Consider the following 24,720-nt stretch of genomic DNA (forward strand, 5'->3'; position numbering starts at 1 on the left):
GACCATGGCGTTGAGCCTGCTGGCCATCAGCGTCGCCCAGGCCACCCTCGTTCACGCCGCCACGCCGATGACGGGCAACGAGGTTGAAGCCCGCGTTGGCGCGGTGCTCGACAACATGAACATCTCGGAGAAGATCAACTTCACCCGGGTTGACGACGGCCACATGATCCCCCGCCTGCCCAAGTGGGGCATGGAAGGCACCATCGCCTACGACTCGTCGATGGGCGTGCACGTCAACAACGCCACGTTCGGCGCGCAATACCCGGCGCAGTCTGCCCTGGCCGCGACCTGGAGCATCAACCGCGCCAAGGAATTCGGTCTGGCAATCGGTTACGAAACGCGGATCTCCGGCGGTCAGCAAATGCTCTCCCCGGGCGTTAACCTGTACCGCACACCGTTTGGCGGTCGCTCCGCCGAATACGTCAGTGGCGAGGACCCGTTCCTTGGCGCCGTCATGGGCCCGGCCATTGCCAACGGCATCCAGGCCCAGGGCATTCAGGCAGCGGGCAAGCATTTCCTGGCCAACGAGCAGGAAGCCAACCGTCACTACGTGAACATCAAGGCCGACGAGCGCACCTTGCGCGAGCTGTATCTGCCGGGTTTCGAATCGCTGGTCAAGAACGCCAACGTCGCGTCGATCATGTGCGGCTATAACAAGATCAACGGCGATTACGCCTGTGAAAACCATCATTTCCTGACCGAAGTGCTCAAGGGTGAATGGGGCTATCAAGGCAACGTAATGAGCGACTTCAACTCGGTGCAGGATGCGTTCAAAGGCGCCTGGGCCGGGACTGACATCGACATGCCGTCAGGCCTGCAATTCACCGAAGCCAAGCTGCTGCCTTACCTGTGGAGCGGTCAGCTGACCCAGAACGTCATCGACGACAAGGTCAAGCGCAACCTGCGCGCGCTGGTGAGCTACGGTTTCGACAAGCAACTGAACAAGGCCCAGACACTTGATCATCCGGAATACGGTCAACGTGCGGCGCTGAACATGGCGCGCGAATCCATTGTCCTGCTGCGCAACGAGAAGACCTCGGCGGGCAAGCCCCTGCTGCCGCTGGCACGCGATGCGAAGATTGCCGTGATCGGCGACCTGGCCCTGCAGCCGCCGACTTCGCCATTCGGCACGCCCAACTCGCCACCGAACACCTACGTCACCGAACTTAGCGGCCTGCAGCAGTTGGCCTCGAAGGGCGCGAACGTCGAGTACCTGCGCGAGATGAGCCTCAATCCCAAAGCATCCGTCTGGTATCAGCCGAGCACCGGGCAGAACGGCATCAGCAACACTGGTGTGAAGGCCGAATACTTCTCCAACACCGAGCTGGCCGGTTCTCCTGCCGCGACCCGCGTCGAGCCGGGCGTCAATCTGAGCTGGACCACCAACACCAACACCACCGATAGCGGCGTCACTGCGGTGTCTGGCTTCAACACCACGCCAGGCGCGTTCTCTGCACGCTTCACCTCGAAGATCAAACCGAGCATTTCCGGCGAGCAGGTCTTCAAAGTGCGTGCCGACGGTGCGTTCAAGTTGTGGGTCAACGACGAACTGGTGCTGGAAAACGACGGCACCCAGAAGTCTTTCGACCTGATCAACGCACTGGTCACCTCCGGCAAAACCACGCGACTGCAAGCGGGCAAGGAATACACGGTCAAGCTGGAATACCGTCGCCTGCAAGGCAACTTCACGCCGGTATTGGGCGGCATGGCGGGCGTTCAAATGAGCTGGGCGTCTCTGCGTCCACCGAAGGACCTGTCCAAGTACGATGCTGTGGTGATCGCTGCCGGTACCAATTTCGAGTACGAAGGCGAGTCCAACGACCACGACTATGCGTTGCCTGAGTACCAGTCCGACCTGATCACCTACGCCACCAAGGCCAACCCCAACACCGTGGTGGTCTTGCACAGCGGCGGCGCGCTGGACATGCAGCCGTGGGCGAACAAAGTGGGCGCCAGCCTGCACGCCTGGTTCCCGGGTCAGCAAGGCGGTCAGGCTCTGGCCGAGATTCTCTATGGCAAGGTCAACCCGTCGGGCAAATTGCCGATCACCATCGACAAGAAGATCGAGGACAACCCGAGCTACCCGTCGTACTCCGATCCCAAGCAGTACCTGGGTGACAACGCGCTGACCGAGATGAACTACAGCGAAGGCATCTACCTGGGCTATCGCGGTTATGACAAGAAGCACGCCAAGCCGCTGTATCCGTTCGGCTACGGTCTGTCCTACACCACGTTCGACTACAGCAACCTAAAGCTGTCGACCAACGTGATGGCGCCGGGCAGCACGATTGACGTGAAATTCACCGTCACCAACAGCGGTTCCCAGGCCGGTTTCGAGGTCGCGCAGCTGTACGTTCACCCTGCAAACCCTGCGGTTGACCGTCCTGAGAAAGAGTTGAAGGGCTTCACCAAGGTTTACCTGCAACCGGGCGAAAGCAAGACCGTGAGCATCCCGATCGATTCGCGCTCCCTGGCGTACTACGTCGAGAAAACCGACAGCTGGGATGTCGACGCCGGCAAGTTCAAGATCCTCGTAGGGCCTGATTCCGAGGACCTGCCGCTGGATCGCACCTTGATCACGCTGTTTCCGGAACACCTGACCACCCGCGACAGCAACCCGCTGCCGTCACCACTGCGCAAAGCAGTGCAGGTCAGCACCGCCCAGACCTACTAAGCCGCACCATTCAAGCTCAGGGACGAGCTTGAATATCCGCTTTCAGGCGCCGTAGATAGATATCGAACACGGCCATTACATCCACTTCATCGGGCGCCCGCAGCCACTGGATCTGCAAGCCATCCATCACCGAGAAAATCTCCTGAGCCAGCGCGCTCACCTCAATGTCCTCACGAATTTCTTTCGCCTCGATCAACGCCTTCAGGTGGCCCTGAGCGTGATGATGAGTGATGTGAAAGCGCTCTTTGTACCAGTTGAATGCAGGGTGCAGATTCGACAGGCTCTCCGTGTTCAGCACCATCGCTGCCTGGCACTCCCCGGCACTCTCCACACTGAAGCTCATGCTTTGCTTCAGAAAGCGCACGAACCCCTCCAGCGTCATCTCCATGGTCAGTTCACTGAACCGCGACACCACCCGCTGATCCCTGCGCTCCAGAAGGGCATTGAGCAACGCTTCCTTGTTCGGAAAGTGATGCAGCAGGCCGACGGTGGTGATGCCGGCGAGCTGCGCGACATCCTTCATCGACGCGCTGGAATAACCGTTGCGGGCGAAGATCACTGTCGCCGCGTCGAGCAAGGCGGCACGACGCATTTCACCTTTGGGCGCACGACGCCGTTTCGGCGAGGCCACCTCGGGCGAGTCATTCCCTGATTCGTCGTCTGTCATAACACCTTGTCTCGTTAATTCGGATAAAGCCTGACCGAGCGCGGCAATGGCCTGCTCACGCCACTGCCGGGGCGTCGCCCCGGCGCTGGAAAAACCGTCTGGCGGTCAGGGACGCGATTGTAATCGAAGTCACGGCGATCAATGCGTTACCGGTCAGCATGGCCGGGAACGCACCGGCCGCGCCGAACAGATGAATCCCGCCGAGCACGAACGGCACGGTGCCCAGCGTCGCCCGCAGCCAGGCGAACAGCGCCACCAGCCATGGCCGGCCCAGGGTGACGAACATCGCAATGGCGACAAAGTCCAGCCCGATCAGCGCCCACAGCCCGCCACCGACGTGGCAGAACGCCAGAAAGATTGCTCGCCCGACCCCTTCCATTTCGTAGGTGTCGGCCAGTGGATTGGCCGCCAGCAGCAGCACGCCCCAGACCAGCAGGCCATAGACGATGACCAGCTTGCGGCTGAAACCGATGGCCGAGGCAACGCGAGCGTTGCGCTGGGCGCCGATGTTCTGCCCCAGCACCGGCGCCAGTGCGCTGGGCAGGGAAAAGAACACGCAGTAGGCGAACTGCATGACCCGGTCCATCACCGACATGGCCGCAAGCGCCGAGGTGCCGTAGGCGCCTATGGACGAGACCAGATAGGTCAGCCCCACGGGCGTGGCCAGATTACCGACCATCGCCGGCAAGCCGACCTGCATGACCTTGCGCGTGTGCAGGCGTAGCAGCCGCCAGCGGAGGGAAAACGGCATCGCCAGTTGGGCGCGCAACCAGTAGATGCCTAGTCCGAGGGACACCAGGGCCGACAGCGCATAGGAAATTCCCGCGCCCTCAAGCCCGAGGCCAAAACCGAAAATGAACAGCGGGTCCGCCAGGGCCAGGGTTGCCGCGCCTGACAATACGACGCACAGGGCGCGGCGACTGTCGCCGGCGGTGCGCAGGATCTGCGCCGACATCTGCATGGCAGACTGCAACACGCTGAACGGCAGGGTCAGCCAGATAAAAATTCGCGCGGCTTCGTAGGTACTGGCGTCCGCGCCGAGCCAATGGGTCAGCGGCACCAGCAGCGCCAGTTGCAACGCCGCCGCCGCGCCCGCCGCGATCACCACCATTAGCATCAAGTGCGTGATCAGTCGGGATGACGCTTTCGAGGCGCGATGGCCGATCCGCTCGGACAGCACCGTCGCCGCGGCAATGATCAGTCCGCTGGACACCGCGCTGTTAAGGAAGATCAACACCTTCGCCACCCCTGTCGCGGCGAGCAGCAACGGATCGTGGAGCATCGAGACATAGAGCAGCGTGAAGATGTCCACCAGGAACACCGCGAGCAGGCTCAACGCACTGGTGCTCGACATCACCAACACGTGCCGGGCCACCGAGCCTTCGGTGAAAACAGCGCGCGGTCGGGTCATGAACACTCCAGAAATAAACAGTGGCCGGGTGCGGCAGCAGGTGTGATGCAAGCGCTGCGAGGACAGCGCGCGCACTTTATACGTTTGTGCCCAGCGCCGCCGTATTTCTCGCTGCCAACAGCGCGTGGAAGTCCGAGGTGGTCAGCGGGCGACTGAGGAAATAGCCCTGACCCTCCTCACACTCCACCTCCTTGAGCAACTGCACATGCTCGGCGGTTTCAATGCCCTCGGCCGTGACCGTGAGGGAGAGCGCGCGCCCCAGCCCAACGATGGCCTGCACGATGGAGCGGTCGCCTTCGCTTTCGCTGAGCCGGGTCAGGAAGCTGCGGTCGATTTTCAGCCCGTCGAAGGGGAACGTACGCAGGTAACTCAACGACGAATACCCGGTGCCGAAGTCATCCATGGCGATGCGCACCCCCAGCTGCTTCAGCGTCCGCATGACGTCCAGCGCGCCGACAGCGTCCTCGATCATCACCCCTTCGGTGATTTCCAGTTCGACCCGCGACGGTTCGATGCCGGTGGCCTTGAGGGCGAACTGAATCCGCGCCGGCAGGTTGCCGCGCTTGAACTCGGCAGGCGACAGGTTGATGGAAATGAACAGCTGTTTCGGCCAGCGCGCGGCTTCGCTGCATGCCTGGGTCATGACCCAGTCGCTGAGGGGGATGATCAATCCGCTTTCTTCGGCGATGGGAATGAAGGTGTCCGGCGGAATCAGGCCGCGCTGCGGGTGCTGCCAACGCACCAGCGCTTCGGCGCCGACCATTTCGCCATCGGCAATGCGAAAGCGTGGCTGGAAATGCAGACGCAGCTCGTTGTGTTTGATCGCGTAGCGCAAGTCGCTCTCAAGACGGCGGCGTTCGATGATCCTGGCGTTCATGTCGCCTGCGTAGAACCGCCAGGTGCCACGGCCGCCGGCCTTGGCCTCATACAGCGCGATGTCCGCGTACCGCAGCAGTTCGGCAGCTTCGCGGGCATCGGTGGGCGCCATGGCGATACCAATGCTGGCGCTGACGAAAATCTCCTGGTCGTCGATCAGCACCGGGCGTTCGATGGACTCGATCAGCCGCCGGCACAGTGATTCGACTTCGTCCTGAGTCTGGGCCTCGCTGAGGATCAGCACGAATTCGTCACCGCCGACCCGCGCGACCAGATCGCCATGGCGTACGCAATCAGACAGCCGACTGGACACGTCATTGAGCACCCGATCGCCGGCGGCGTGGCCGAGCAGGTCATTCACCGGCTTGAAGCGGTCAAGGTCGATGCTCAGCATCACCAGTGGCGAGTCGAGTGTCGGCAGCGCTTTCAGTTTGCCATCGAGAAACTCCTGCAACCGGACCCGATTGGGCAGCCCGGTCAGGGAGTCGTGCTGGGAGAGAAATTCGATGCGTCGACGGGCTTCCACTTCCTCAGTGACATCGGTTGCGGTGCCGCGGAAGCCTCCTGCGACCATAGCCCGCGCCGAGAGACGGCTGATGCGTTCGCGGCCGCAGGTCTCCAGATAGCGGCACTGGATGGTGATGTCAGGGCGACGGTTAGGGATCGCCAGCCACTGGGACACCTGACCGAGTTCGGTTTGCAGCAGGTCGTCCATCAGGGCACCGATCTACTGTGTACGGTGCAGGCCAGTCACGCTTTCGAAGCGGTCAGAGAGGTAAGTGAACCGGCCTTCGCTGTCGATTTCCCAGACCCAGTCCGAACTGGCCTCCACCACGTCACGAAAGCGCGCTTCACTGGTGGCGAGCGCGCTCTCGCTTTTCTGCAGGGACGCATAGCTGTCGTCAAGGGACAGCGCGGCAGCAGTGGTGCGTCGCAAAATCGCCCAGGTCATCAGGCACACCAGCGCGGCGGCCAGCCCGATCAGTGGCAGACCGAGGGCCAGCAACCGCTGCCCCGGCGCGGGCGGCGTCCAGTGCAAAGCACCCGCAGCCCCGCCTTCACCCAGCGGGAAGATCGACACTTGCTGGCGCTCGTCCGGCGTGGCGACGTGCAGCCCCTCCACGCCGTACTCCTTGCCCAGAACGGCCAGCTTGGCGTCGTCCAGCACGTCGACAAAGATCAACACCGAGTGCACCCGGTCGTCCGCGCTGACGCTTGGGTCGGTGCCGGGCGTGATGGCGGCTGCGGCGACGAGCGCGGGTGTACCGTTCAGGTCGATGAAAGCGGTGAACGGGGTTTCTGTCTCGGCACCCTCCCGAGCCCTGGCCAGCAGCAGGTCCTTGGCAGGGCCCAGCCACGGCTCGGCATCGGCCTTTTCCAGTTCGCCTTCAACCACGGCATACACCGTGCGATCGGCGTCATTAATGACAAACACGCCTTGAAACCCGAAATCGCTGTACAGCGTCGATCCGATGTTCTGACGGACAAATGCCCAGTCGGGGTCGACCTTCAGATGCAGATAGCGGTAGGCATCGCCCCAGAAGGCGTAGTCCTTGACCGTGACGGTCAGGGTTTTCTGCAGGGAGCGCATCGCTTTTTCGGTATAGAACGCGCTTTCGAGTTCCTCGGTGTGATCAAGGTCATGGGCGAGGAACATCAACAAGTAAGCGGCCAGCAGAAACACGCCTGCCAGCAGGAACACAAACTTGAACAACGAGCCCCGCGCCAAGGCCACGGTAGAGGGCGTGGCGGGCTTGATGACATCGGGGTTGGGCTGATAGGACATGGATTTCCGCAAACTGAAGACCGGTGGGCTGCTTACGGCTGTATCGGCGGCGGTGTGGCAATGTTGAGCTGCACCTGAGCGCGCAGGCTGTCGTTGTCCTCGCTCAAAACCGCAAGCCGTTGATTGGCCTGCGCCCATTGCTCATTGGCCAATGCCAGCGCTTTCGCCAGGGATTTACTTTCCGCTTTTATGGCCGCCAGTTGCTCTTGCAGCTGCTCACGGGCGCCGTCGGCTTTCGCGGTGGCCATTTGGGCAGTGCGAAGTTCCGCAGCGAGGCGCTGCGCCTGGTCTTGCTGATCCGTGAGCACCCGCGCCTGTTGGCGCAACTCGCCGAGCAGGCGCTCGTTGTCGCGGTTCAGGCGCGTGGATTCATCCTGCTTGATGATCAGCGTCTCCTGGAGTTTTCGTTGCTCAAGCTGAATCTGCTGAAGCTGGGCGTCGTGACGACGCTGATCCTGCTCGCGCTGTTCCTTGATGGCCTCGCGGTAGTGCTCCAGCGCCGCCCGGGCGTGCACATGCTTTTCTTCGAGGGACTGAATTTGCACGTCCCTGTCCCGTATCCGCACCTCAAGGTCCTGGCACTGCTGACTGAGACCGGCATTTCGCGTCAGTTCCGATTGCCAGGAGGAGTGCGTGGTGTGCAGTTGGGCGCCCTGTTCGGTCAACGCGGAGTGCTGTGATTCGCACTGGTGGCGGGCTGACCTCAGCTCCGACTCAAGGGTTTCCAGTCGAGCTTCCCAGGCCTCCCGCTGGCGATCAAAGTCAGCTTGCGCCTGGGCAACGACCTCCGCGCCCTCCTGCGTCAGCCGGTCAAGCACGCTTTCAACCAGCGCCTTCAGCTCCCCACTCATGCGCTCCCGCGACGACACCTCGGCCGGCGCCTGGACGTCCAGTTCCTTCAAGTACCGGGCAATGGTGGTTTTCGACCCGGTGTTACCCAGTTCCACCCGTACTGCGTCGATGCTCGGGTAAGCGCCCTTGCTCAGCAACGCCTGTCGCGCGCGCTCTACCACCGCCTTGTTGATGCCTCCGCGTGCCATTTCCACTCCTACAGTTTCGTACCGTGTTACGTAACACGTTATTACAGGCCACGTTATCAGCTAAAACGTTGTGTGGAAATGTTTCTTCCAACAGCCGATAATAGTACTTTATCGCCTCTCATACGTTTAAGCGGCGACCAAAGCCAGCAAAGCGCCTGTGTCACGCCGATCGAGGGATATATGGAAAAAGCAGATCGATACCTGTCAGCAGGCACCCGAGCCAACACACGTCGCAGCTATCGGGCCGCGATCGAGCATTTCGAAGTGGCCTGGGGCGGTTACCTGCCCACCACGGGCGATGGCATCGTGCGTTATCTCGCCGAGTACGCGGACAAGCACGCCATCAGCACGCTGAAGCAGCGTCTGGCGGCCCTCGCCCAATGGCACGTCACCCAGGGATTCCCGGACCCGACCAAAACGCCCACCGTACGGCAACTGCTCAAAGGCATCCGCGTCGTGCATCCGGCGCAGGCCAAACAGGCGGCACCGTTGCTGTTGCGCCACCTTGAGCAAGCGGTCGCCTGGCTGGAGAACGAGGCCGACGCCGCCTGGCAGCGCGGCGATCACAAGACGCTGATGCGCCATCGACGCTCCATCGCCCTGGTGTTGATCGGTTTCTGGCGAGGGTTTCGCGGCGATGAGCTGGCCAGGCTGGACATCGGCAACACCCAGGCGCAGGCCGGCGAAGGCATCAGCTTTTACCTGCCGTACAGCAAAGGTGATCGCCAGCATGAGGGCGCCACGTTCCGCACCCCGGCGCTGAAGACACTCTGCCCGGTCAATGCCTATATCAACTGGATCACCGTGGCCGGCCTGACTCAGGGGCCAGTGTTCCGGCGGATCGACCGCTGGGGCAACTTGTCCGTAGAGGCAATCAATTCACACAGCCTGGTGCCGATGTTGGGGCGCATCTTCAAAGACGCCGGTTTGCCCGACGACCTTTACAGCAGCCACTCCATGCGCCGAGGATTTGCAACTTGGGCGTCTGGCAACGGCTGGGATATTAAAAGCCTGATGAATTACGTCGGCTGGAAAGACATTAAGTCGGCCTTGCGGTATGTAGACCCCACCACCTCGTTTGGCGGACTGGCATTGAAACCCGCATTGAACCCGGCCGTGCAGCCTGCAGCGCTGGCTCAACTCTGATCGGCTCACATGTTTTAAAGCAACCTGAGGCCCAGCCGTCGACAACCCTGGAGTTAAGTCAGAAAAGTTTGCTGTTAGTGCTGGCATCCATGCGCCCACTCGCACTACAGTGTCTACGGTTACACCAGTAACCACCGTGCGCTCCAATGTTCGCCAGTGCTAACGCCGCACGTCAGTATCAACAAACCGAAACATGGAGTTCCAATGTCAAAACTTGCTGAATACCGCCAGCTTGAACGTCACCTTGCCGACCAGCTCGCTGCCCTCGAAGCCATGAAAGGTGATAAAGGCCTGGAACAGGAAATCGAATTCGAAGGCAAATTGCGTACGCTGCTCGGCGAATACAACAAGAGCCTGAAAGACATTATTTCGATCCTGGATCACCCAACCGGATCCAAGCAGGGCAAGCACACCAGCGCGCCCGAGAAGACCACTCGCAAAGCCCGCGCCGTTAAAGTCTACAAAAACCCGCACACCGGTGAAGTCGTCGAGACCAAAGGTGGCAATCACAAAACCTTGAAAGAATGGAAAGCCGAACACGGTTCCGACACGGTCGAATCCTGGGTTTCCTGATCGGCCTGTCAACGGGGAACGGGATATAAACCGTCGCTCCGTTGCTCTCCCGATGCTCGCGCCCGTTGCGCGGCATCGGTGACTGGATGATCGCACTCTCGTTAGTCTGCAATTGCCAATCGCGCAATTGAATCGTTCGAACCTATACACCTCATATATAAGCCCGGCATTCGCCAGGGCTTCGCGTGTACTGTCTGCTGGAGTACTCCCGTGAAGAACATAGTGGCTGGCGTGCTGAATGTTTCCTATCGCGACATGGGCCCTGGCGATGGCCCTGTAGTCGTATTGCTCCACGGATTTCCCTATGACATTCACGCATACAACGAAGTGTCGGCGCGGCTTGTCCAGGCGGGCTGTCGCTGCATCGTGCCTTACCTGAGGGGGTACGGCCCAACCCGCTTTCTCGATGCAGCCACGCCCCGTTCGGGCGAACAGGCGGCACTGGGGGCAGACCTGCTGGCGCTGCTGGATGCGTTGAATATCCCGAAAGCGATTCTTGCCGGTTATGACTGGGGCGGGCGCGCCGCGTGTGTGGTAGCCGCGCTGTGGCCGGAACGGGTGACGGGGCTGGTCAGTTGCGACCCTGGCTACAACATTCAAGACATTGCCTCGGCAAACACCCCGGCATCGCCCGAAACCGAGCGACGCCTGTGGTACCAGTTTTACCTCCACGGTGAACGCGGCCGCGCGGGCCTTGCGGCCAATCGGGCCGAGTTCTGTCGGTTGCTGTGGAAGCTCTGGTCTCCGACTTGGCCATTCGCAGAATCCACTTTCACGCATACCGCGCAGTCGTTCGAAAACCCAGACTTTGTTGACGTCGTGGTGCACTCCTATCGCCATCGCTATGGACTGGCACCGAGCGATCCCGGCTATAGCTTTATTCAGGAGCGGCTTGCGCAAAAGCCACAGATCACAGTGCCAACCGTGATTTTGGCGGGGGCAGACGATGGGGTCTCATCGAAACGCGATGAACGTTCTGCGCTGAAGGGCTTTGCAGGGCCAGTACGACGGCTGGTGATAGCGGGAGTGGGCCACAATGTGCCGCAAGAAGCGCCGGCAGAATTTACCGATGCGATATTAAGCCTGCTTATCAAAGAATGAGTACAGCTAGCCCGAACGTCTGGTGATTCAGGACTGCTCGGCGTCGCTTAACTCAACGGCCGACTTGGCCGCTTCAACTTCATCCTCAAAATACAGTTCGGCGCCCTGATCATCTTTGACGCGGAAGACAGCAGTCGCACCCGACTGCCGATGTTCGAGCGGAATATCTTCACCTTCCAGTCTGACAACGGCCACAGCCATTATGATTCTCCTGTAAGCAATACTGACAGCAATCAGACCCGCTCACGCGGGAACCCCTTCACATCTACTATCAGCTTTATGGTTCAAGGACGCCGCTCATCACGCACGGTGTTCAGCGTACGACCGAGATTGAGGGTGTATCGGTGACGCGCTAAACATCTGTGCACTGTGAACAGTGACAGGCAGCGGGCGATACTCAAGATCGATCAGGCGAACGCCGTTGATCAGGGGCTGCTCACGCGGCAATGCGCCAAATGCCGTGGCCAGCACAATCTGCTCGGGGTCAAACAGCACAATGGTTTCTCCGCTGTCCGCATCCATATACAGCGAGTACGGACAGGGGACATCCGGACAGACGTGATGACGAAGTTCGTTCAACACGCGCAAGCGGCGGTAGACAACGGTGCCTTCGCCCAACGATCTGCTGTACCAGGTATTCATTGCACTGCCCATCTCGTAAGCGTTATCAGTATCGACCCTGGGCTGAATCGATTCGTTCAACGGCAATGACGATGGACTGGGAGAACGTCACAGGCGAGCTTGAAACAGGGCGTGGATCTTGTCGATGACCTGGTCGATATCAAATGGCTTTTCAATCACTTCGTCAAACAGGTCTGGCCGCTCGGCCCCCATGTAAGCCTGAGCGCCACTCATGAGCATGATAGGCGTCGACGTGTGCATCTCGCGGGCCTTGATGCTCTCGGCGAGTTCCAGACCGGTCATGCCCGGCATCATGAAATCGGTGATTATCAGGTCGGGCCGCTCGCGGTCGAGAATGTCCAGCGCCTTGTGCCCGCTGCCGGCCACCACCGTCTGAAAGCCCTCGTCCTCCAGTGCGAAGCTGAGGATATCGGCAATCAGGTATTCGTCATCAATGATCAGAATGGTCGGCATCAGATGAGCACGTCCCACACTGTCGCGAGGGTCAGGCGCCTGCGTGAACAACTCACTGGTAGTGACCACCCCCACGTTGCGAATCGCATATCTCAGACCTTCTTCATGGTGATTCCAGCGTTGCTCATCACGACTTCAAGTGGCGAGGGATCGTAGGCATTGTCTCTGATCTTCAGAATCGAAACCTGCCGTTGAAGTTCAGTCCGATGCTGTACGAACTGGACGAGCAGCAGGTTATCCACCACGCCGGAGATGTCTGGTGCAGAAAGGCTCACGGGGTGGTCGAACCATCGCTGCGCTTCCCAGGACGCCATCACCGTCACGCCGCGGGCGCGAAGTTCGCTGAGCAAGGCGTCAAGCACGTCTGGCACCCGACTCTGATCGGCGGCCGCCCGGCCCAGGGCGTTGAGGCTGTCGATGAACACGCGCTTGATCTGTAGTCGCTCTACCCTGTCGAGCAAGTCGTAACAGACGCGATCAATCAGACCTGCCGAGGCCGGGGACCAGACGATGTGCACCGCGTCCGACGCTTGCCGTGCCGCGAAGTCCACGCCGAGAGAACGCGCTTTGCTCATCGCCCGTTGCGGCGACTCGTGAAAACCCAAGTAAAGCCCTGGTTCCTCTGCGCAACAGCCGCCCAGAAACTGGATGCCCAGTGAAGTCTTGCCGGCCCCTGAAGGCCCCATGATCAGCGTGACCGAAGACCGGACCAGACCGCCCCCGATGTGGGCGTCCAGCCCCTTGATGCCGCTGCTCAGAATGGCGTGGGGGTATTCGGGCATGGCGTCGCGTCGGGTCAGCATGCATTCGAGACGCGGGTAAATGGAAATGCCCTGCTCGTTGATTTCGAATTCATGAGCGCCCGGGATCGCGCCGCTGCCCCGCGTCTTGCGCATCTTGATCCGACGTACCGTGCTCGACCCGATCGTGTCTTCGCCCATCTCGATCACGCCGTCGACCATGGTGTGCTCGGGACTGCCATCGTCCAGTTGCGAGCTGGTCAGGAACAGCACCGTGCAGCCGGCGAAGGCGGCGTGCCCCTGCAGCTCGGAGATGAATTGTTTGGTGTCCAGAGGCGTTTCTGCCCTGGAGCGCGCGTTGAGCAGACCGTCCAGAATCAACAGACTGGAATGCTGGCGGGTGATCTCGCGGCGCAGCAACTTCACGACTTCGTCCAGACCATCGTTCTCAAGGGTGTCGAACGCGCTGACGAACTGGATGCTCTGGCCCACCGCCGCGCGATCAAAGAAGCTCAGGGTGGAGAGGAAGTGAAACAGGCGGTCATGGGGTTCGGCGAGCAACGTTGCGAACAGCACGCGGCCGTTTTGCCTGACATGGTTGAACCCCAACTGGTTGGCAAGGATTGTCTTGCCCGACCCCGGGCGCCCTTGAATGATGTACGAGGCGCCGGCAACGAGGCCTCCTTTGAGCAGTGCGTCGAAGCCCTTGATCCCGCTTTCAAGGCGTTTTAGCTGATTCAAATCCGCTCCCTTTCCCGATGTGCATCAGGCCTGAAAATACGCATTGCTCACGCGCGAAGGCCGATACAGTGGCGGGTAATCGCGGATCAGTCCAGCGTGTCGCAATGCGGCCGATTGCGGGAGGTGCCGCTGCTGATTCGGGATCCCGTTCCGCGCCCTCGACAGGCACAAAAAAAGCCCGCTTTCGCGGGCAAAACCGATGGAGTCATAGGGGATGAAGCAGTCCAGCCCGCAAGCGCTGCTGTGAAATAGCCACAGAAACGCCGGGGCTCAATGAAGTCTGTCTACCCCTTTCACGGATTTCGGCAAGAGTCCGGCTTTGAATTGCTGAACGAACAACGCCGTTCTGAATCCACGCCCCAGCGTCGCTGCTTCCGCTTCAAAGCGAACCAAACATGAAGTGAAATCCGGCTGGGCTTTATCGCTGAACAATTCGCTGACTCCATTGAGCGTCGAATCTTCTAATAAACGGCTCATTAGAATTCTCCATGCTGTACGCGGTTGTGATCACGTAGACCGGAGGGCCGGCTGTGCACCGGCCCTACCCTCAAGGTTTACTCAGCTTTGCCCTGTGCCAGACCTGATCCGAGATCAGCACCGGTCATCGGGTCAGCGTCCAGGTCAGACTTCAGGCGCTCCTTCATCATAGTCAGGGTGACCGAATCGTCTTCGCTCAACGTGACCGAAGCGGTGCCATCACCACCGTCTACTGCCGGCTTGGGATTCTCGACGTATTCGAAATCAGCGTCGCTGTTCCACGGCCCGCGTACGTTCGGCTCGCCGTTGGACATACTGAAGTAAGTCCGGGAGAACTCTGGCATGCCTGGCAGCTTGCCTTGCGGGAAGTTAGGCTGGATCGAGTGCAGCGCTTTCTCGAAGGAAATCTGATGCGCGATTTCACGGGTCATCAGGAAGCCCAGCGCGTCCTTGATGCCTGGATCGGTGGTCACGTTCATCAGGCGCTCGTAGACAATCTTCGCCCGTGCTTCAGCAGCGATGTTCGAACGGAAGTCCGCCGTCGGTTCACCGATGGTGTCGATGTAGGCCGCAGTCCATGGCACACCGGCGGAGTTGACCAGCGGCGCACCGCCGCCGTAAAGCAGGCTGGTGATGTGTGAATCATTGCCGGCACCGTTGATGTCACGGTACAACTCGCCTTCGGCTTGCACGCCTTCGGCCAGTTTGCCCTTGGCGCCTTTGTTGAGCATCACGATGATCGAGCCAATAATCTCAAGGTGGCTCAGCTCCTCGGTCGCGATGTCCAGCAACAGATCCTTACGACCTGGATCTTCTTCGGCCAACGCTTGGGTGAAGTAACGGGTGGCCGCGGCCAGCTCGCCCTGGGCGCCGCCAAACTGCTCCAGGAGCAAATTGGCCAGACCCGGATTAGGCTCCGCGACGCGAACGGTGTATTGAAGACGCTTATTGTGCAGGAACATAGTGTCACTCCCTTCTCAGGCTAATTCGTATCAGGGTTTTTAACGACAAGTTCATGTTTCGATTACAGCGATCGGTCAACTAAGCAGAACGCACAGATATAAAGAGAGGTGCCTGAAGCTCGAATTCAGGAAAGCGAAGATGGACCCGACAAGTGGTTTGGCGCGAAAAGTTTAATAACGGTCGATTGTGTTCCGACAGGCGGCGTGTTGATTTCTTGAAGGCTCCGCCAACCTTGGAGGGGTGACCGCAATCGACCTGCAGCAGCGCAGAGCAGTGCAAAACCGACGGCATTGCACCGTCGATTTCTCCGTGTTTTTTTTGCGAGACCCTTCGGTGACCAGCGCAGTTTGATTTCAGCGGGTAACGGCGCCCTTAGGGCCACTGGCAATGAGTGCCGCACCACACGCGGTTTTCATGCCGTCCAGCGCAACGGGGATTCCATCCACCGCGTACGTGCTGCTGCCTTCGGCGATGGGGAAAATACCTTTGCATAACGGGCAACTGACGTTGTGTCCTACACCGGCGATGGGCTTGCCGTTGAGGTCGGTGTGCGAAAAGGCCTGAAGCACAACGCCGCCGTGAGTAGTGAGATCGCCTAGGCGGATGATGTCTTTCATAGTTGTGAAGACTCTCGGTTAGTTTGATTGAGTAATTATCTGTCTACGGTGATTGGTTATAAGCTGCTCAGCACTGCCAACTATCTCGTAGTACCCCTGACTGTAGATATCGTCTTGATATCTCGACTGCAACCCCAGCAGCGCGTTAGCGCTGCTGCTTTTAGTAAGGCACGAAGGTACCTCCGCAGCTCACCCGGCAACGACCCCTTGGCCATCCAAGTCCTAGTCGATCAGCCTTCAAGCGGCCAAAGCAATTCCAGGGTCGAATGGCTTGTTGCTCTTAAGCACACCATAGATCAGGTGCAACATCTTGCGCATCACTGCACAGATAACTTGCTTGGGAGCCTTTCCGTTCGCCTTCAATCTCTTGGCGAATTCTCTCAGCACCTCATTGTGTTGAATTCCTACGATCGCGGGCATGTAAAGACCGCCCCTGAGCCGCGACGACCCGGTTCGGCTTATGCGGGTTGGACCCACGTAGCCTCCAGAGCGGTCCTGTCGGGGCGATAATCCAGCGAAGGCAGAGAGCTTTTTCGGCCCCTCGTAATCCAGAGGGTCTCCCAGTTCCGCGAGGATCAGCGCGGCAGTTTTCTCGCCTAGACCATTGATGGAGGTCATCAACTCGCTCTTGCCGCGCAGGTCAGGATCATCGTCGATGTGCTGCTTGATCGCTTTTTCGGTTTCGGTGATTTCTTCCGAGACATGAGCAATCACCGATTCGATCGACGTTACGACGTTCGGGCTGGCAACTTCCAAGCGGTTTTTCTCCATCTGACGGATCTCGTTGAGATCTTCCAGACGGCGGACCAACGCCCTCAGGCGGCGCCGCGACTGTGGCTCAGGCACCCAAAGCCTTAGCTTGCGATGCTTCTGCATGGCGAAATCGGAGATGAGTTTGGCATCAGTCTTGTCAGTCTTGTTGCGTGACAACTCCGACTTGGCATGAGCGGCGGTGGTGGCAGGGTTCGCGATATGAAGCCGATATCCCTTTTGGAAAAGGAAATCTGCCAGCGCTTCGTGGTAGTTACCCGTGGCCTCAATGACAATCAGCGCATCGGCGGTGGCATGCTTCTGGAGCCAGGACTCGAACTCGGCAAATCCCTTGGCATCATTGCTCAACTTGCCCTTGGTGCGGTGTTTGCCATTTTCCAACGGCGTCGCAACATCAAAAGTATTCTTGGCCATGTCAACGCCAACGAATGCAGACATGCTGTTCTCCTTTTCAACTGAAGATCAATCATCGCGTCACTCGGCTTCGACCTTGTAAATGCGAGCTCACAGCGTGGCTCTAGATATCGTACGAGCTCAATGAGTGAGGTTGGAAAGGCGGAGAATGGATCTACTTCGCAGGCTATAACGCCACTAGGAGCCGGTCGTCTTCACGCCTTTCCCTCGATGATCAGTCGAGAACTTTACCTTCTGAGAAGACAAAGTCGAGATACAAGGAGCCGGCTTGCTGGCGAACGCGTTGTATCAGCCAACGTGATCCTAGGGCGTCTTACGGCCAGGACGATTAACTCGCAAGCGGCGTCTTGGAACGTTGACAATCGAATTACCAACTTCCATAAGGAACGCCGTGCCGGTCTATCCAGGCTTGCGCCGCTGGACTGGGTGCTCGGTAAAACAACCCTTTTCCGTCTTGGTTGGGGCCGAGGGGCTCGACTTTGGCTTGGTAGCGGCCGACCTCCTTGAAACCCAGACAGGGCCCACCGGCCCAAACTTTCACGATACCTCCCGGAGCCATTCCCAACGTAATCGCGAAACGGTAGTCGTCTATCCATTCTTTTGAGCCACGGCAGTAGACGCGCTCTGGCCTAACCATCTCATCGCGTACCCACTGCGGTATTCGGATGCTGATTTTGTAAGCCTGAGGCTCCACTAGTGACTGCCAGCGCAGAAGGAGTTGGTCTGGTAAGTCGACGTTGTTGATGGGTTTGCCACCAGATGTGCCCTTGTGCCAGCCCTCGGGCTTTCGCGTGTAACCGGCGACCCCGGCATGTACGTTAAAAAAAACGTATCCCCGCTGATCGAGCACATCGACGCTTTCCACCCACACTTCCATGTGTTTGGGCGCGGCGAAGCCGATATACCACGCCGGATATGGCAGCTTGACAGGTGGGGGTACTGAGCCACCCGTGGCACAGGCACTCAGGCTGAGTAGGAATCCGACTGCAAAACCCAGGCACCTCATTCCGGATAACCTTCTTGCGGACTGTTGAGGTGCACGTTCCTGCGATTCAGCGGCGCCGGTTTGCTGAATAGAAAGGGACCCTCAGGGGTCCAGTGCGCGGACAGGTGGATGTAACGTGCCCGGAGTAGTGCCTCTTGCGCAGGGTCAAGTCGCACGAGCCGGTCGGTCATTACCTGCTGCAAGATTCGCTTGGAGATTGGCATGAGTTCATCTGGTAACTTGAAGCGTTTATCCGTATCGGTAATGACGTCGAATGGCACTCCATGACGCACACCCAGCTCGCGCATCACACGCAGTGCAATCAAGCTCAGTTCACCATGCACGGGGCGTTCGAGCAGCACGGTTATCCAGTAGTGCTCCATGGCCGACGCAGCTTTGCCGCGAGGGTTAGTTGCTGCAGGCCAGGCTCTCACCGCAATGTAGCCATCGCGGGCCACGCCTGATTCGCGCAATACGTTGGCGTCCGCCTCTGCACGGGCCCAGGCGGTGTGGGATTCAGGTCTTTGACCGGTCGGAACGCTGGCCTTGCTGGGCTGCGTCATCCACAATTTTTCTCGTGCTCGTGAGAGATAGCCCCCGCCGACATCGGAATACCCGCCGCAGTGGGTTCTGAGACGTTCATCTGTGCGGTGGCGCGATGGGTGCGAGGCCGCAGCAGCGTTACCAACTGCCATAGGGAATGCCGTGTTGTTCTACGTAAGCTTTGTTCTCCGGTTCGAGCGGGATGTACTTGCCTTTGCTTGCGCCACGGTAGGGGCCGAGCGGTTCGACTTTAGCTTGGTAGCGACCGACTTCTTTAAAGTCCAGGCACGATCCGCCTAGCCACACTTTTACAATTCCGCCGGGCGCCATGCCTAGCGTGATTGTCTCTCGATAGTCTTTCTTCCACTCGGCTGCCCATCGACAAAACGCTCGCTCTGGCCGAATCATCTCTTCGCGTACCCACTGGGGTATTTGTATTTTGATCTTGTAAGCCTGAGGCTCTACCAGTGACTGCCAACGCAGGAAAATCTGGTCGGGTAGATCGACGTTATTTATAGGTTTTCCTCCCGACACCCCTTGGTGCCAACCCTCGACTTTCCCTGTATAACTCGCGACGCCGCCGTGCACCCTGAAGAAAGCGAGTCCACGCGTATCCAGAACATCGACGGTTTCCACCCAGACTTCCATGTGCTTGGGTGCAGCGAAACCTATGTACCAGGCCGGATACGGCAGCTTGGGGGCTGGTGGTAATCTTGGCCCACTCGCGCAGGCACTGAGATTGATCAATAAACCAACCGCAAATATCAGATGCCTCATTCGGGGTAACCTTCTTGCGGACGGTTGAGATGCACATTCCTACGATTAAGTGGTGCCGGTTTGCTGAATAGGAAGGGACCCTCAGGGGTCCAGTGCGCGGACAGGTGGATGTAACGCGCTCGGAGTAATTTCTGTTGCGCAGGTTCAAGTCGTACAAGCCGGTCTGTCATTACCTGCTGCAAGATTCGCTTCGAGATTGGCACGAGTTCATCGGGCAACATGAATCGTTTATCCGTATTGGTGATTACGTCGAATGGAACGCCGTGACGTATCCCCAGCTCACGCATGACACGCAATGCAATCAGGCTCAGTTCGCCATGCACGGGGCGTTCGAGCAGCACGGTTATCCAGTAGTGCTCCATGGCCGACGCAGCTTTGCCGCTAGGGTTAGTTGCTGCAGGCCAGGCTTTCACCGCAATGTAGCCATCGCGAGCGACGCCTGATTCGCGCAAGGCTTTGGCGTCTGCCTCTGCACGGGCCCAGGCCGCGTGGGACTCAACCCTTTGGCCGGCCGGAACGCTGGCCTTGCAGGGCTGCGTCATCCACAACTTTTCTCGTGCTCGTGAGAGATAGCCCCCGCCGACATCGGAATACTCGCCGCAGTGGGTTCTGAGACGTTCATCTGTGCGGTGGCGCGATGGGTGCGAGGCCGCAGCAGCGTTACCAACTGCCATAGGGAATTCCGTGCTGGTCGACGTAGGCTTTGTTTTCAGGTTCGAGTGGGATGTACTTGCCCTTGCTTGCGCCACGGTATGGGCCGAGCAGCTCGACCTTAGCTTGGTAACGGCCGACTTCCTTGAAATCCAAACAAGATCCCCCTACCAACACTTTGACGATTCCGCCGGGTGCCATGCCCAGCGTGATCGTCTCCCGATAGTCTGTTTTCCATTGCTGATTCCACTGGCAAAGAACACGCTCTGGCCTAACCATCTCATCACGGACCCATTGCGGTATCCGGATGCTGATTTTGTAAGCCTGAGGCTCCACAAGTGACTGCCAGCGTAGAAGGAGTTGGTCCGGCAAGTCGACGTTGGTGATGGGTTTTCCCCCGGATGTGCCCTTATGCCAACCCCTAGGCTTACGCGTGTAGCCGGCGACTCCGGCATGCACATTGAAGAAAACGTATCCTCGCTGATCAAGCACATCGACGCTTTCCACCCACACTTCCATGTGCTTGGGTGCGGCAAAGCCTACGTACCACGCTGGATATGGCAGCTTGACAGGTGGAGGTACTGACCCTCCCGTTGCGCAGGCACTTAGGCTGATGAGCAATCCCGCTGCGAAGACCAAACGCTTCATTCTGGATACCCCTTTTGCGGGCGGTTGAGATGCACATTCCTACGATTGAGTGGTGCCGGTTTGCTGAAAAGAAAGGGGCCCTCCGGGGTCCAATGCGCGGAAATGTGGATGTAGCGTGCTCGTAGCAATGCCTCTTGCGCGGGTTCAAGTCTTACGAGCCGATCCGCCATGACCTGCTGCAAGATTCGCTCGGCGATGGACTTGAGTTCACCCGGCAGTGTCAGTTCAGGCCGCTCCTCCAGACCTTTGAAGGGAACGCCGTGACGCATCCCCAGCTCTCGCATGACGCGCAGTGCAATCAAGCTCAGTTCGCCATGCACGGGGCGTTCGAGCAGTACGGTTATCCAGTAGTCCTCCATGACCGACGCGGCTTTGCCGCGAGGGTTAGTTGCTGCGGGCCAGGCTTTCACCGCAACGTAGCCGTCGCGAGCCACGCCTGATTCGCGCAATGCCTTGGCGTCGGCCTCTGCACGGGCCCAAGCCGCGTGGAACTCAACCCTTTGGCCGGTCGGAACGCTGGCCTTGCAGGGCTGCGTCATCCACAACTTTTCTCGTGCTCGTGGGAGATAGCCCCCGCCGACATCGGAGTGAGCGCCCGGCAGGCCTATCTGGAGGTGCGTGTGGTGTACGTTCTTGAGAGAAAAGTCGGCTCGATATTCATTGAGGGCATGCAACTGAATGACCTGTCTGGCGCAATCGGGAGGAAGATAAAGATTAACGCCGCGATTGATGTCATCGCCGGGACTGAAGTCGCCGCTCAAGGGGGTCGAGATTGCGGCCACCGTATCGAACAAACCGACCAGGTTTATGCAGGTGTCGGATGCGGGATCGAAGCTTTTTAAAAGGCCGGGTCGGCCACCTCTTAGCAAATCTGCAAATACACCGCGCTGAGGTTTAAGCAGTTCGTTAGTGCAATGACGTGCGGCAGCCGCCCCGCGGCTGAAACCGACGATGTCGAACTCGATGCGTTTAACAATGGCATTGGGGTTAGCTTGAAAAAAACGTTCAAACTGTTTAGCAGCAATTGCGGGCGCCTGTCTCACCCGAGCAACCACCCCTGTCTCTCCTTGCCCTAAAGCTTGCCCAATCAGCACGTCATCTTTGCCACCGCTACGGGTACCAATTCCTTCGATGTATGCCCTGATGTAACCGATTTCCGCGTCTTTACTGACTGGCGTCGCGGTGTTATCCGGATACAAGTCATACAAATACGCCACGTTACTCGGTGCATTCCCGTAACTGTTATTCGGCGCGCTGTTAAACGCACTCCCGTCAAACTCCCCAAACCCATACTGCTTGCACGTCGCCGCAATGCTCTCAAGCTCTTCGCGACTGAAACTGTCCAAATCCGATTGTCGACATTGCGCGGTCGCCGCCGCATTGCTCTGATTATTCCCGGTCCCGTCAAAGAACAACCCGATGCGCAGCGTGATGCCTTCGGTGATTTCCTCTTCCTCTTCTTCCTCCTCCGGTTCAGGTGCGGGACGCGGCGTCAGCCACTCTTCAGGCTGCGGAAAGTCGATCGCGATGTTTCCAGGCAACATCGTGTGGACGGGCATGGTTCTGCCGTCCTTGTCGGTCACGCCGTTGAACACTTCGCCGTTCTGCGTGGTGATCCGGTAACGGACAAAGCGTGCGGCGGCCTGTTGCGCGTCGACCAGGGTGTACCCCGCCCCATAGCCATAAGGTATTGGCGTCACCGGTGTCGTCAGCGTGGTGGCACCGCCCTTTAGCACGTAAACGGCACGGTGATAGATGTTGCCGGGCGCCCCCAGCTCGATCTCGCCATCCTTGATACGGATGAATGCGCCACCGCAATTCAGGAGGAGCTCTTCCGGGGCGCTGATTTCGATCCGGCCGGCGAGGCTTTCAATCTTGATGCCGTCTTGGGCAAGCGCGTGCAGTGCGGCACTTTGGGCATGAATCTGAACGTCGCCCTGAACCGCTTTTACTTGCAGACCCTTGGTGACGGCGCACAGGCTGATCGCGCCTTCGGCGGTGCCGGTGATGTTGCGTCCGGCGCTGAGGTCGGTTGAGCGTGACGAGGTGATGGCGACGCTTTCGCGACCGGAGGACAGGCAGATCGCTTCAGGAGTGACGATGCCGATGCCGGCCGGTGCGTGTAGCAGCAGGCCGGGCTCGGTGAGATTGGTGAGCGCATCGTTCAGTTGCGTTTGGCCGCTCGTATCGGCGGGAATGGCGCCCGCACTTCTCGCGGCCTGGGCCATGGTGCGGGCCAAGGAAAGCGCGGTTTCAAGCTGGTCGATCGCCGCGTCCATGTCCAGCTGCTGACCGTGGGCTTCGGTCTGTTCATCCGCACTGATAAACAGCCCGCTTCCCGCCCGAATCGCGCCCCAGCCATCGGTGCGCAACTCAAACCCTTCGCCGCGCTTGTCCTTCTCGTTGTCGACCAGATGCCCGAGATTCAACTGGCTCTTGCCGCTGTGTTCGGTGCTGAGTTTGATGTGTTCCTTGCCGCGATCATCTTCCATGCGCAGCTTGTTGTTGGCAGGCGTGCGCAGGACGTTGCGTTTGTAATCGCTGCGCGTGAGGGTGACGTGATCGGGGTGTCGGCTGTCGTGAAGCGCATGGGCGATGTAGGGTCGATCCGGGTCGCCTTGCTCGAAAGCAATTGCCACTTCGGTCCCGCAGACCAGCGGCAGATGCAAGCCGTGGGTGTCCCCGGCATACGGACGGGCAAGCCGCAGCCACAGACTTTCCTCACCGAGTTTCCAGCTATCGCGGTCGAACAGAAAGCTGACCTTGTAACGACCTTCGCTGTCGATGTGGCTGTAGGGATCGTTGGCCAGCGAACTGGTCACGCGCGCTGGCACAGTGCCCGCTATCTCAGGCTTTGCCAGCAAAGGCGGCCGAAAGCACACGCTCTCCGAATACGGAATCGCTTCAAAGCTCAGCTCGAAACCGCGATCCCGCGCCGCACGCAGCTTCAATCCAGTGATCACCGCCCCCGGTTCAAACGCCTGAGGCGCTCCGCCGGAAATCGCCAGCACCTGCGCCAATCCCAACGAAGCGCTGCTGCTCACGCCACTTAGCCGAGTCTGATCATTCAGATATCGCTCATGACGCAACCGCCCATAGAAAAACCCGCTTTCCCCTTCTAAATCCTCATCCTGATCCAGCTTGTCGCCAAGCACCTTGTACGGCTCGGCATAGTGATAAGCCTCGCCATAAGTCGTGGAATCCCCCCGCGTCTGATCAACATCCCCATCCAGCCAAGCACTGGCATCCCGATGGTGATAAGCCCGAAAGTGAACGCTCTGCTCCACCACCCCATGACTGACCTGCAGCCCCCAAACCCCGTCCGCACCGCTGCTGCCCAGCCCCGACTGAGGCCGGTAGGGCAGACTGATCCGAGGCCGAACGTAATGCCGCTGATCATCATGAAACTCGACGACCGCAATCCCCAATCGCTCATCGTTAGTGAAGCGATACCAGATCCCCACCTCGGCCAACAACCGCGAAATAAACGCCAGATCGCTCTCGCCGTACTGCATCACCTGCTCACGCTTCGGATACTCCCGCACCAGCGTGAATAGAAAATCCTGCCCCTCAAAATCATGCCGCGTACGCAGAATGCTCTCGACAATTTGCGGCACCGACTGATGCTGATAAATCCGGAACTGCCGCCCACGGGCCAGCAACGCCAAGCGCGGTTCCAGCGTCACTTCATAACGCGCTTCGTCAGCAGAACCCGACAGTCGCTTGAACCCGGTGACCACCCCATGCAACGTCCGCAACACTTCAACCCGAGGGACCGGCAACCCACGAATCGCAACAGGCAACGTATGTGCCGCAGCATGCAGACTGAACTGTGCTGTCTTGCCCAGCATCCGCTCGGCACCGATGTCCGGCTCAACCGAAGTGAATTCCACGCGATAAAGAAACGGCTGACTCAGCTGTTCTTCACCTTCAAAGGCTAAAACATCGAGCGTAATGGGCAAACCATGAACAACAAGCTTATGGCGACTGTGATCGAAGAAAGGCGGCATTGCGTTAAGCATGA

General features: G+C 59.2%; 21 protein-coding genes and 2 pseudogenes. 4 read left to right on the forward strand and 19 right to left on the reverse strand.

What is annotated here, in order from left to right; genetic code table 11:
• The first annotated feature begins 4 nt into the window (after nucleotides 1-4).
• Complete coding sequence (locus AC0Z8Z_RS06265) at nucleotides 5-2,674, forward strand: beta-glucosidase (RefSeq protein WP_485618678.1); 2,670 nt, start codon at nucleotides 5-7, stop codon at nucleotides 2,672-2,674.
• Nucleotides 2,675-2,690: 16 nt separating this feature from the next.
• Here AC0Z8Z_RS06265 and AC0Z8Z_RS06270 read toward each other — a convergent pair whose 3' ends face one another.
• The 4 genes and pseudogenes from AC0Z8Z_RS06270 to AC0Z8Z_RS06285 form a co-directional block, all read right to left on the reverse strand.
• Nucleotides 2,691-3,341 (reverse strand): TetR/AcrR family transcriptional regulator, encoded by a 651-nt coding sequence (locus tag AC0Z8Z_RS06270; RefSeq protein WP_122537013.1) that lies wholly within the window; start codon nucleotides 3,339-3,341, stop codon nucleotides 2,691-2,693.
• Nucleotides 3,342-3,396: 55 nt separating this feature from the next.
• A complete protein-coding gene (locus tag AC0Z8Z_RS06275) occupies nucleotides 3,397-4,752 on the reverse strand; it encodes an MATE family efflux transporter (protein WP_485618452.1) in 1,356 nt (451 codons plus the stop codon).
• Between the two features lie 76 nt (nucleotides 4,753-4,828).
• Nucleotides 4,829-7,414: pseudogene (locus tag AC0Z8Z_RS06280) on the reverse strand (bifunctional diguanylate cyclase/phosphodiesterase).
• 32 nt (nucleotides 7,415-7,446) lie between these two features.
• Nucleotides 7,447-8,454, reverse strand: a complete 1,008-nt coding sequence (locus AC0Z8Z_RS06285) for a DNA-binding protein (RefSeq protein ID WP_485618453.1) — start codon at nucleotides 8,452-8,454, stop codon at nucleotides 7,447-7,449.
• A 180-nt stretch (nucleotides 8,455-8,634) separates the two neighbouring features.
• Between AC0Z8Z_RS06285 and AC0Z8Z_RS06290 the strand changes: the two genes are divergently transcribed.
• The 3 genes from AC0Z8Z_RS06290 (at nucleotide 8,635) to AC0Z8Z_RS06300 (ending at nucleotide 11,274) form a co-directional block, all read left to right on the forward strand.
• A complete protein-coding gene (locus AC0Z8Z_RS06290) occupies nucleotides 8,635-9,600 on the forward strand; it encodes a tyrosine-type recombinase/integrase (RefSeq protein WP_485618454.1) in 966 nt (321 codons plus the stop codon).
• 204 nt (nucleotides 9,601-9,804) lie between these two features.
• Entirely contained in the window at nucleotides 9,805-10,173 is a 369-nt protein-coding gene (locus tag AC0Z8Z_RS06295) for a histone-like nucleoid-structuring protein, MvaT/MvaU family (protein WP_122537008.1), read from the forward strand.
• Nucleotides 10,174-10,428: 255 nt separating this feature from the next.
• Nucleotides 10,429-11,274: an alpha/beta fold hydrolase gene (locus AC0Z8Z_RS06300; RefSeq protein ID WP_485618679.1), complete on the forward strand. Its 846-nt coding sequence runs from the start codon at nucleotides 10,429-10,431 to the stop codon at nucleotides 11,272-11,274.
• A 27-nt stretch (nucleotides 11,275-11,301) separates the two neighbouring features.
• Here AC0Z8Z_RS06300 and AC0Z8Z_RS06305 read toward each other — a convergent pair whose 3' ends face one another.
• The 15 genes and pseudogenes from AC0Z8Z_RS06305 to AC0Z8Z_RS06375 all read right to left on the reverse strand — a co-directional run.
• Nucleotides 11,302-11,475, reverse strand: a complete 174-nt coding sequence (locus tag AC0Z8Z_RS06305) for a hypothetical protein (RefSeq protein WP_172612214.1) — start codon at nucleotides 11,473-11,475, stop codon at nucleotides 11,302-11,304.
• Nucleotides 11,476-11,574: 99 nt separating this feature from the next.
• Nucleotides 11,575-11,916: a hypothetical protein gene (locus AC0Z8Z_RS06310; protein WP_485618456.1), complete on the reverse strand. Its 342-nt coding sequence runs from the start codon at nucleotides 11,914-11,916 to the stop codon at nucleotides 11,575-11,577.
• An 87-nt stretch (nucleotides 11,917-12,003) separates the two neighbouring features.
• Entirely contained in the window at nucleotides 12,004-12,369 is a 366-nt protein-coding gene (locus AC0Z8Z_RS06315) for a response regulator (protein WP_485618457.1), read from the reverse strand.
• A gap of 92 nt (nucleotides 12,370-12,461) precedes the next feature.
• Nucleotides 12,462-13,850 carry an ATPase domain-containing protein gene (locus AC0Z8Z_RS06320; protein WP_485618458.1) on the reverse strand — a complete coding sequence of 463 codons (1,389 nt, stop codon included), beginning with the start codon at nucleotides 13,848-13,850 and terminating at the stop codon, nucleotides 12,462-12,464.
• A 270-nt stretch (nucleotides 13,851-14,120) separates the two neighbouring features.
• Nucleotides 14,121-14,327, reverse strand: a complete 207-nt coding sequence (locus AC0Z8Z_RS06325; RefSeq protein WP_172612217.1) for a hypothetical protein — start codon at nucleotides 14,325-14,327, stop codon at nucleotides 14,121-14,123.
• Nucleotides 14,328-14,404: 77 nt separating this feature from the next.
• The gene (locus AC0Z8Z_RS06330) at nucleotides 14,405-15,289 is read right to left on the reverse strand and encodes a manganese catalase family protein (RefSeq protein WP_485618459.1); all 885 of its coding nucleotides are present in this window, start codon (nucleotides 15,287-15,289) and stop codon (nucleotides 14,405-14,407) included.
• A gap of 354 nt (nucleotides 15,290-15,643) precedes the next feature.
• Nucleotides 15,644-15,907 carry a PAAR domain-containing protein gene (locus AC0Z8Z_RS06335; RefSeq protein ID WP_122537003.1) on the reverse strand — a complete coding sequence of 88 codons (264 nt, stop codon included), beginning with the start codon at nucleotides 15,905-15,907 and terminating at the stop codon, nucleotides 15,644-15,646.
• Between the two features lie 237 nt (nucleotides 15,908-16,144).
• Nucleotides 16,145-17,116: an IS110 family RNA-guided transposase gene (locus AC0Z8Z_RS06340; protein WP_485618460.1), complete on the reverse strand. Its 972-nt coding sequence runs from the start codon at nucleotides 17,114-17,116 to the stop codon at nucleotides 16,145-16,147.
• A 343-nt stretch (nucleotides 17,117-17,459) separates the two neighbouring features.
• Nucleotides 17,460-18,098: a DUF2931 family protein gene (locus AC0Z8Z_RS06345; protein ID WP_485618461.1), complete on the reverse strand. Its 639-nt coding sequence runs from the start codon at nucleotides 18,096-18,098 to the stop codon at nucleotides 17,460-17,462.
• The gene (locus tag AC0Z8Z_RS06350) at nucleotides 18,095-18,640 is read right to left on the reverse strand and encodes a hypothetical protein (RefSeq protein WP_485618462.1); all 546 of its coding nucleotides are present in this window, start codon (nucleotides 18,638-18,640) and stop codon (nucleotides 18,095-18,097) included. Before AC0Z8Z_RS06350 ends, AC0Z8Z_RS06345 begins: the two co-directional genes overlap by 4 nt.
• A 118-nt stretch (nucleotides 18,641-18,758) precedes the next feature.
• Complete coding sequence (locus AC0Z8Z_RS06355) at nucleotides 18,759-19,397, reverse strand: DUF2931 family protein (protein ID WP_485618463.1); 639 nt, start codon at nucleotides 19,395-19,397, stop codon at nucleotides 18,759-18,761.
• Nucleotides 19,394-20,071 (reverse strand): hypothetical protein, encoded by a 678-nt coding sequence (locus AC0Z8Z_RS06360; RefSeq protein WP_485618464.1) that lies wholly within the window; start codon nucleotides 20,069-20,071, stop codon nucleotides 19,394-19,396. The genes AC0Z8Z_RS06355 and AC0Z8Z_RS06360 overlap by 4 nt, the downstream gene beginning before the upstream one ends.
• A complete protein-coding gene (locus AC0Z8Z_RS06365) occupies nucleotides 20,058-20,696 on the reverse strand; it encodes a DUF2931 family protein (RefSeq protein ID WP_485618465.1) in 639 nt (212 codons plus the stop codon). Before AC0Z8Z_RS06365 ends, AC0Z8Z_RS06360 begins: the two co-directional genes overlap by 14 nt.
• The gene (locus AC0Z8Z_RS06370; protein ID WP_485618680.1) at nucleotides 20,693-22,255 is read right to left on the reverse strand and encodes a T6SS phospholipase effector Tle1-like catalytic domain-containing protein; all 1,563 of its coding nucleotides are present in this window, start codon (nucleotides 22,253-22,255) and stop codon (nucleotides 20,693-20,695) included. The genes AC0Z8Z_RS06365 and AC0Z8Z_RS06370 overlap by 4 nt, the downstream gene beginning before the upstream one ends.
• 72 nt (nucleotides 22,256-22,327) lie before the next feature.
• A pseudogene (locus AC0Z8Z_RS06375) lies at nucleotides 22,328-24,718 on the reverse strand (type VI secretion system Vgr family protein); the annotation flags it as partial.
• Nucleotides 24,719-24,720 lie beyond the last annotated feature (2 nt).

It is taken from the genome of Pseudomonas sp. 1L-C-7-B-C1, from assembly GCF_057291635.1.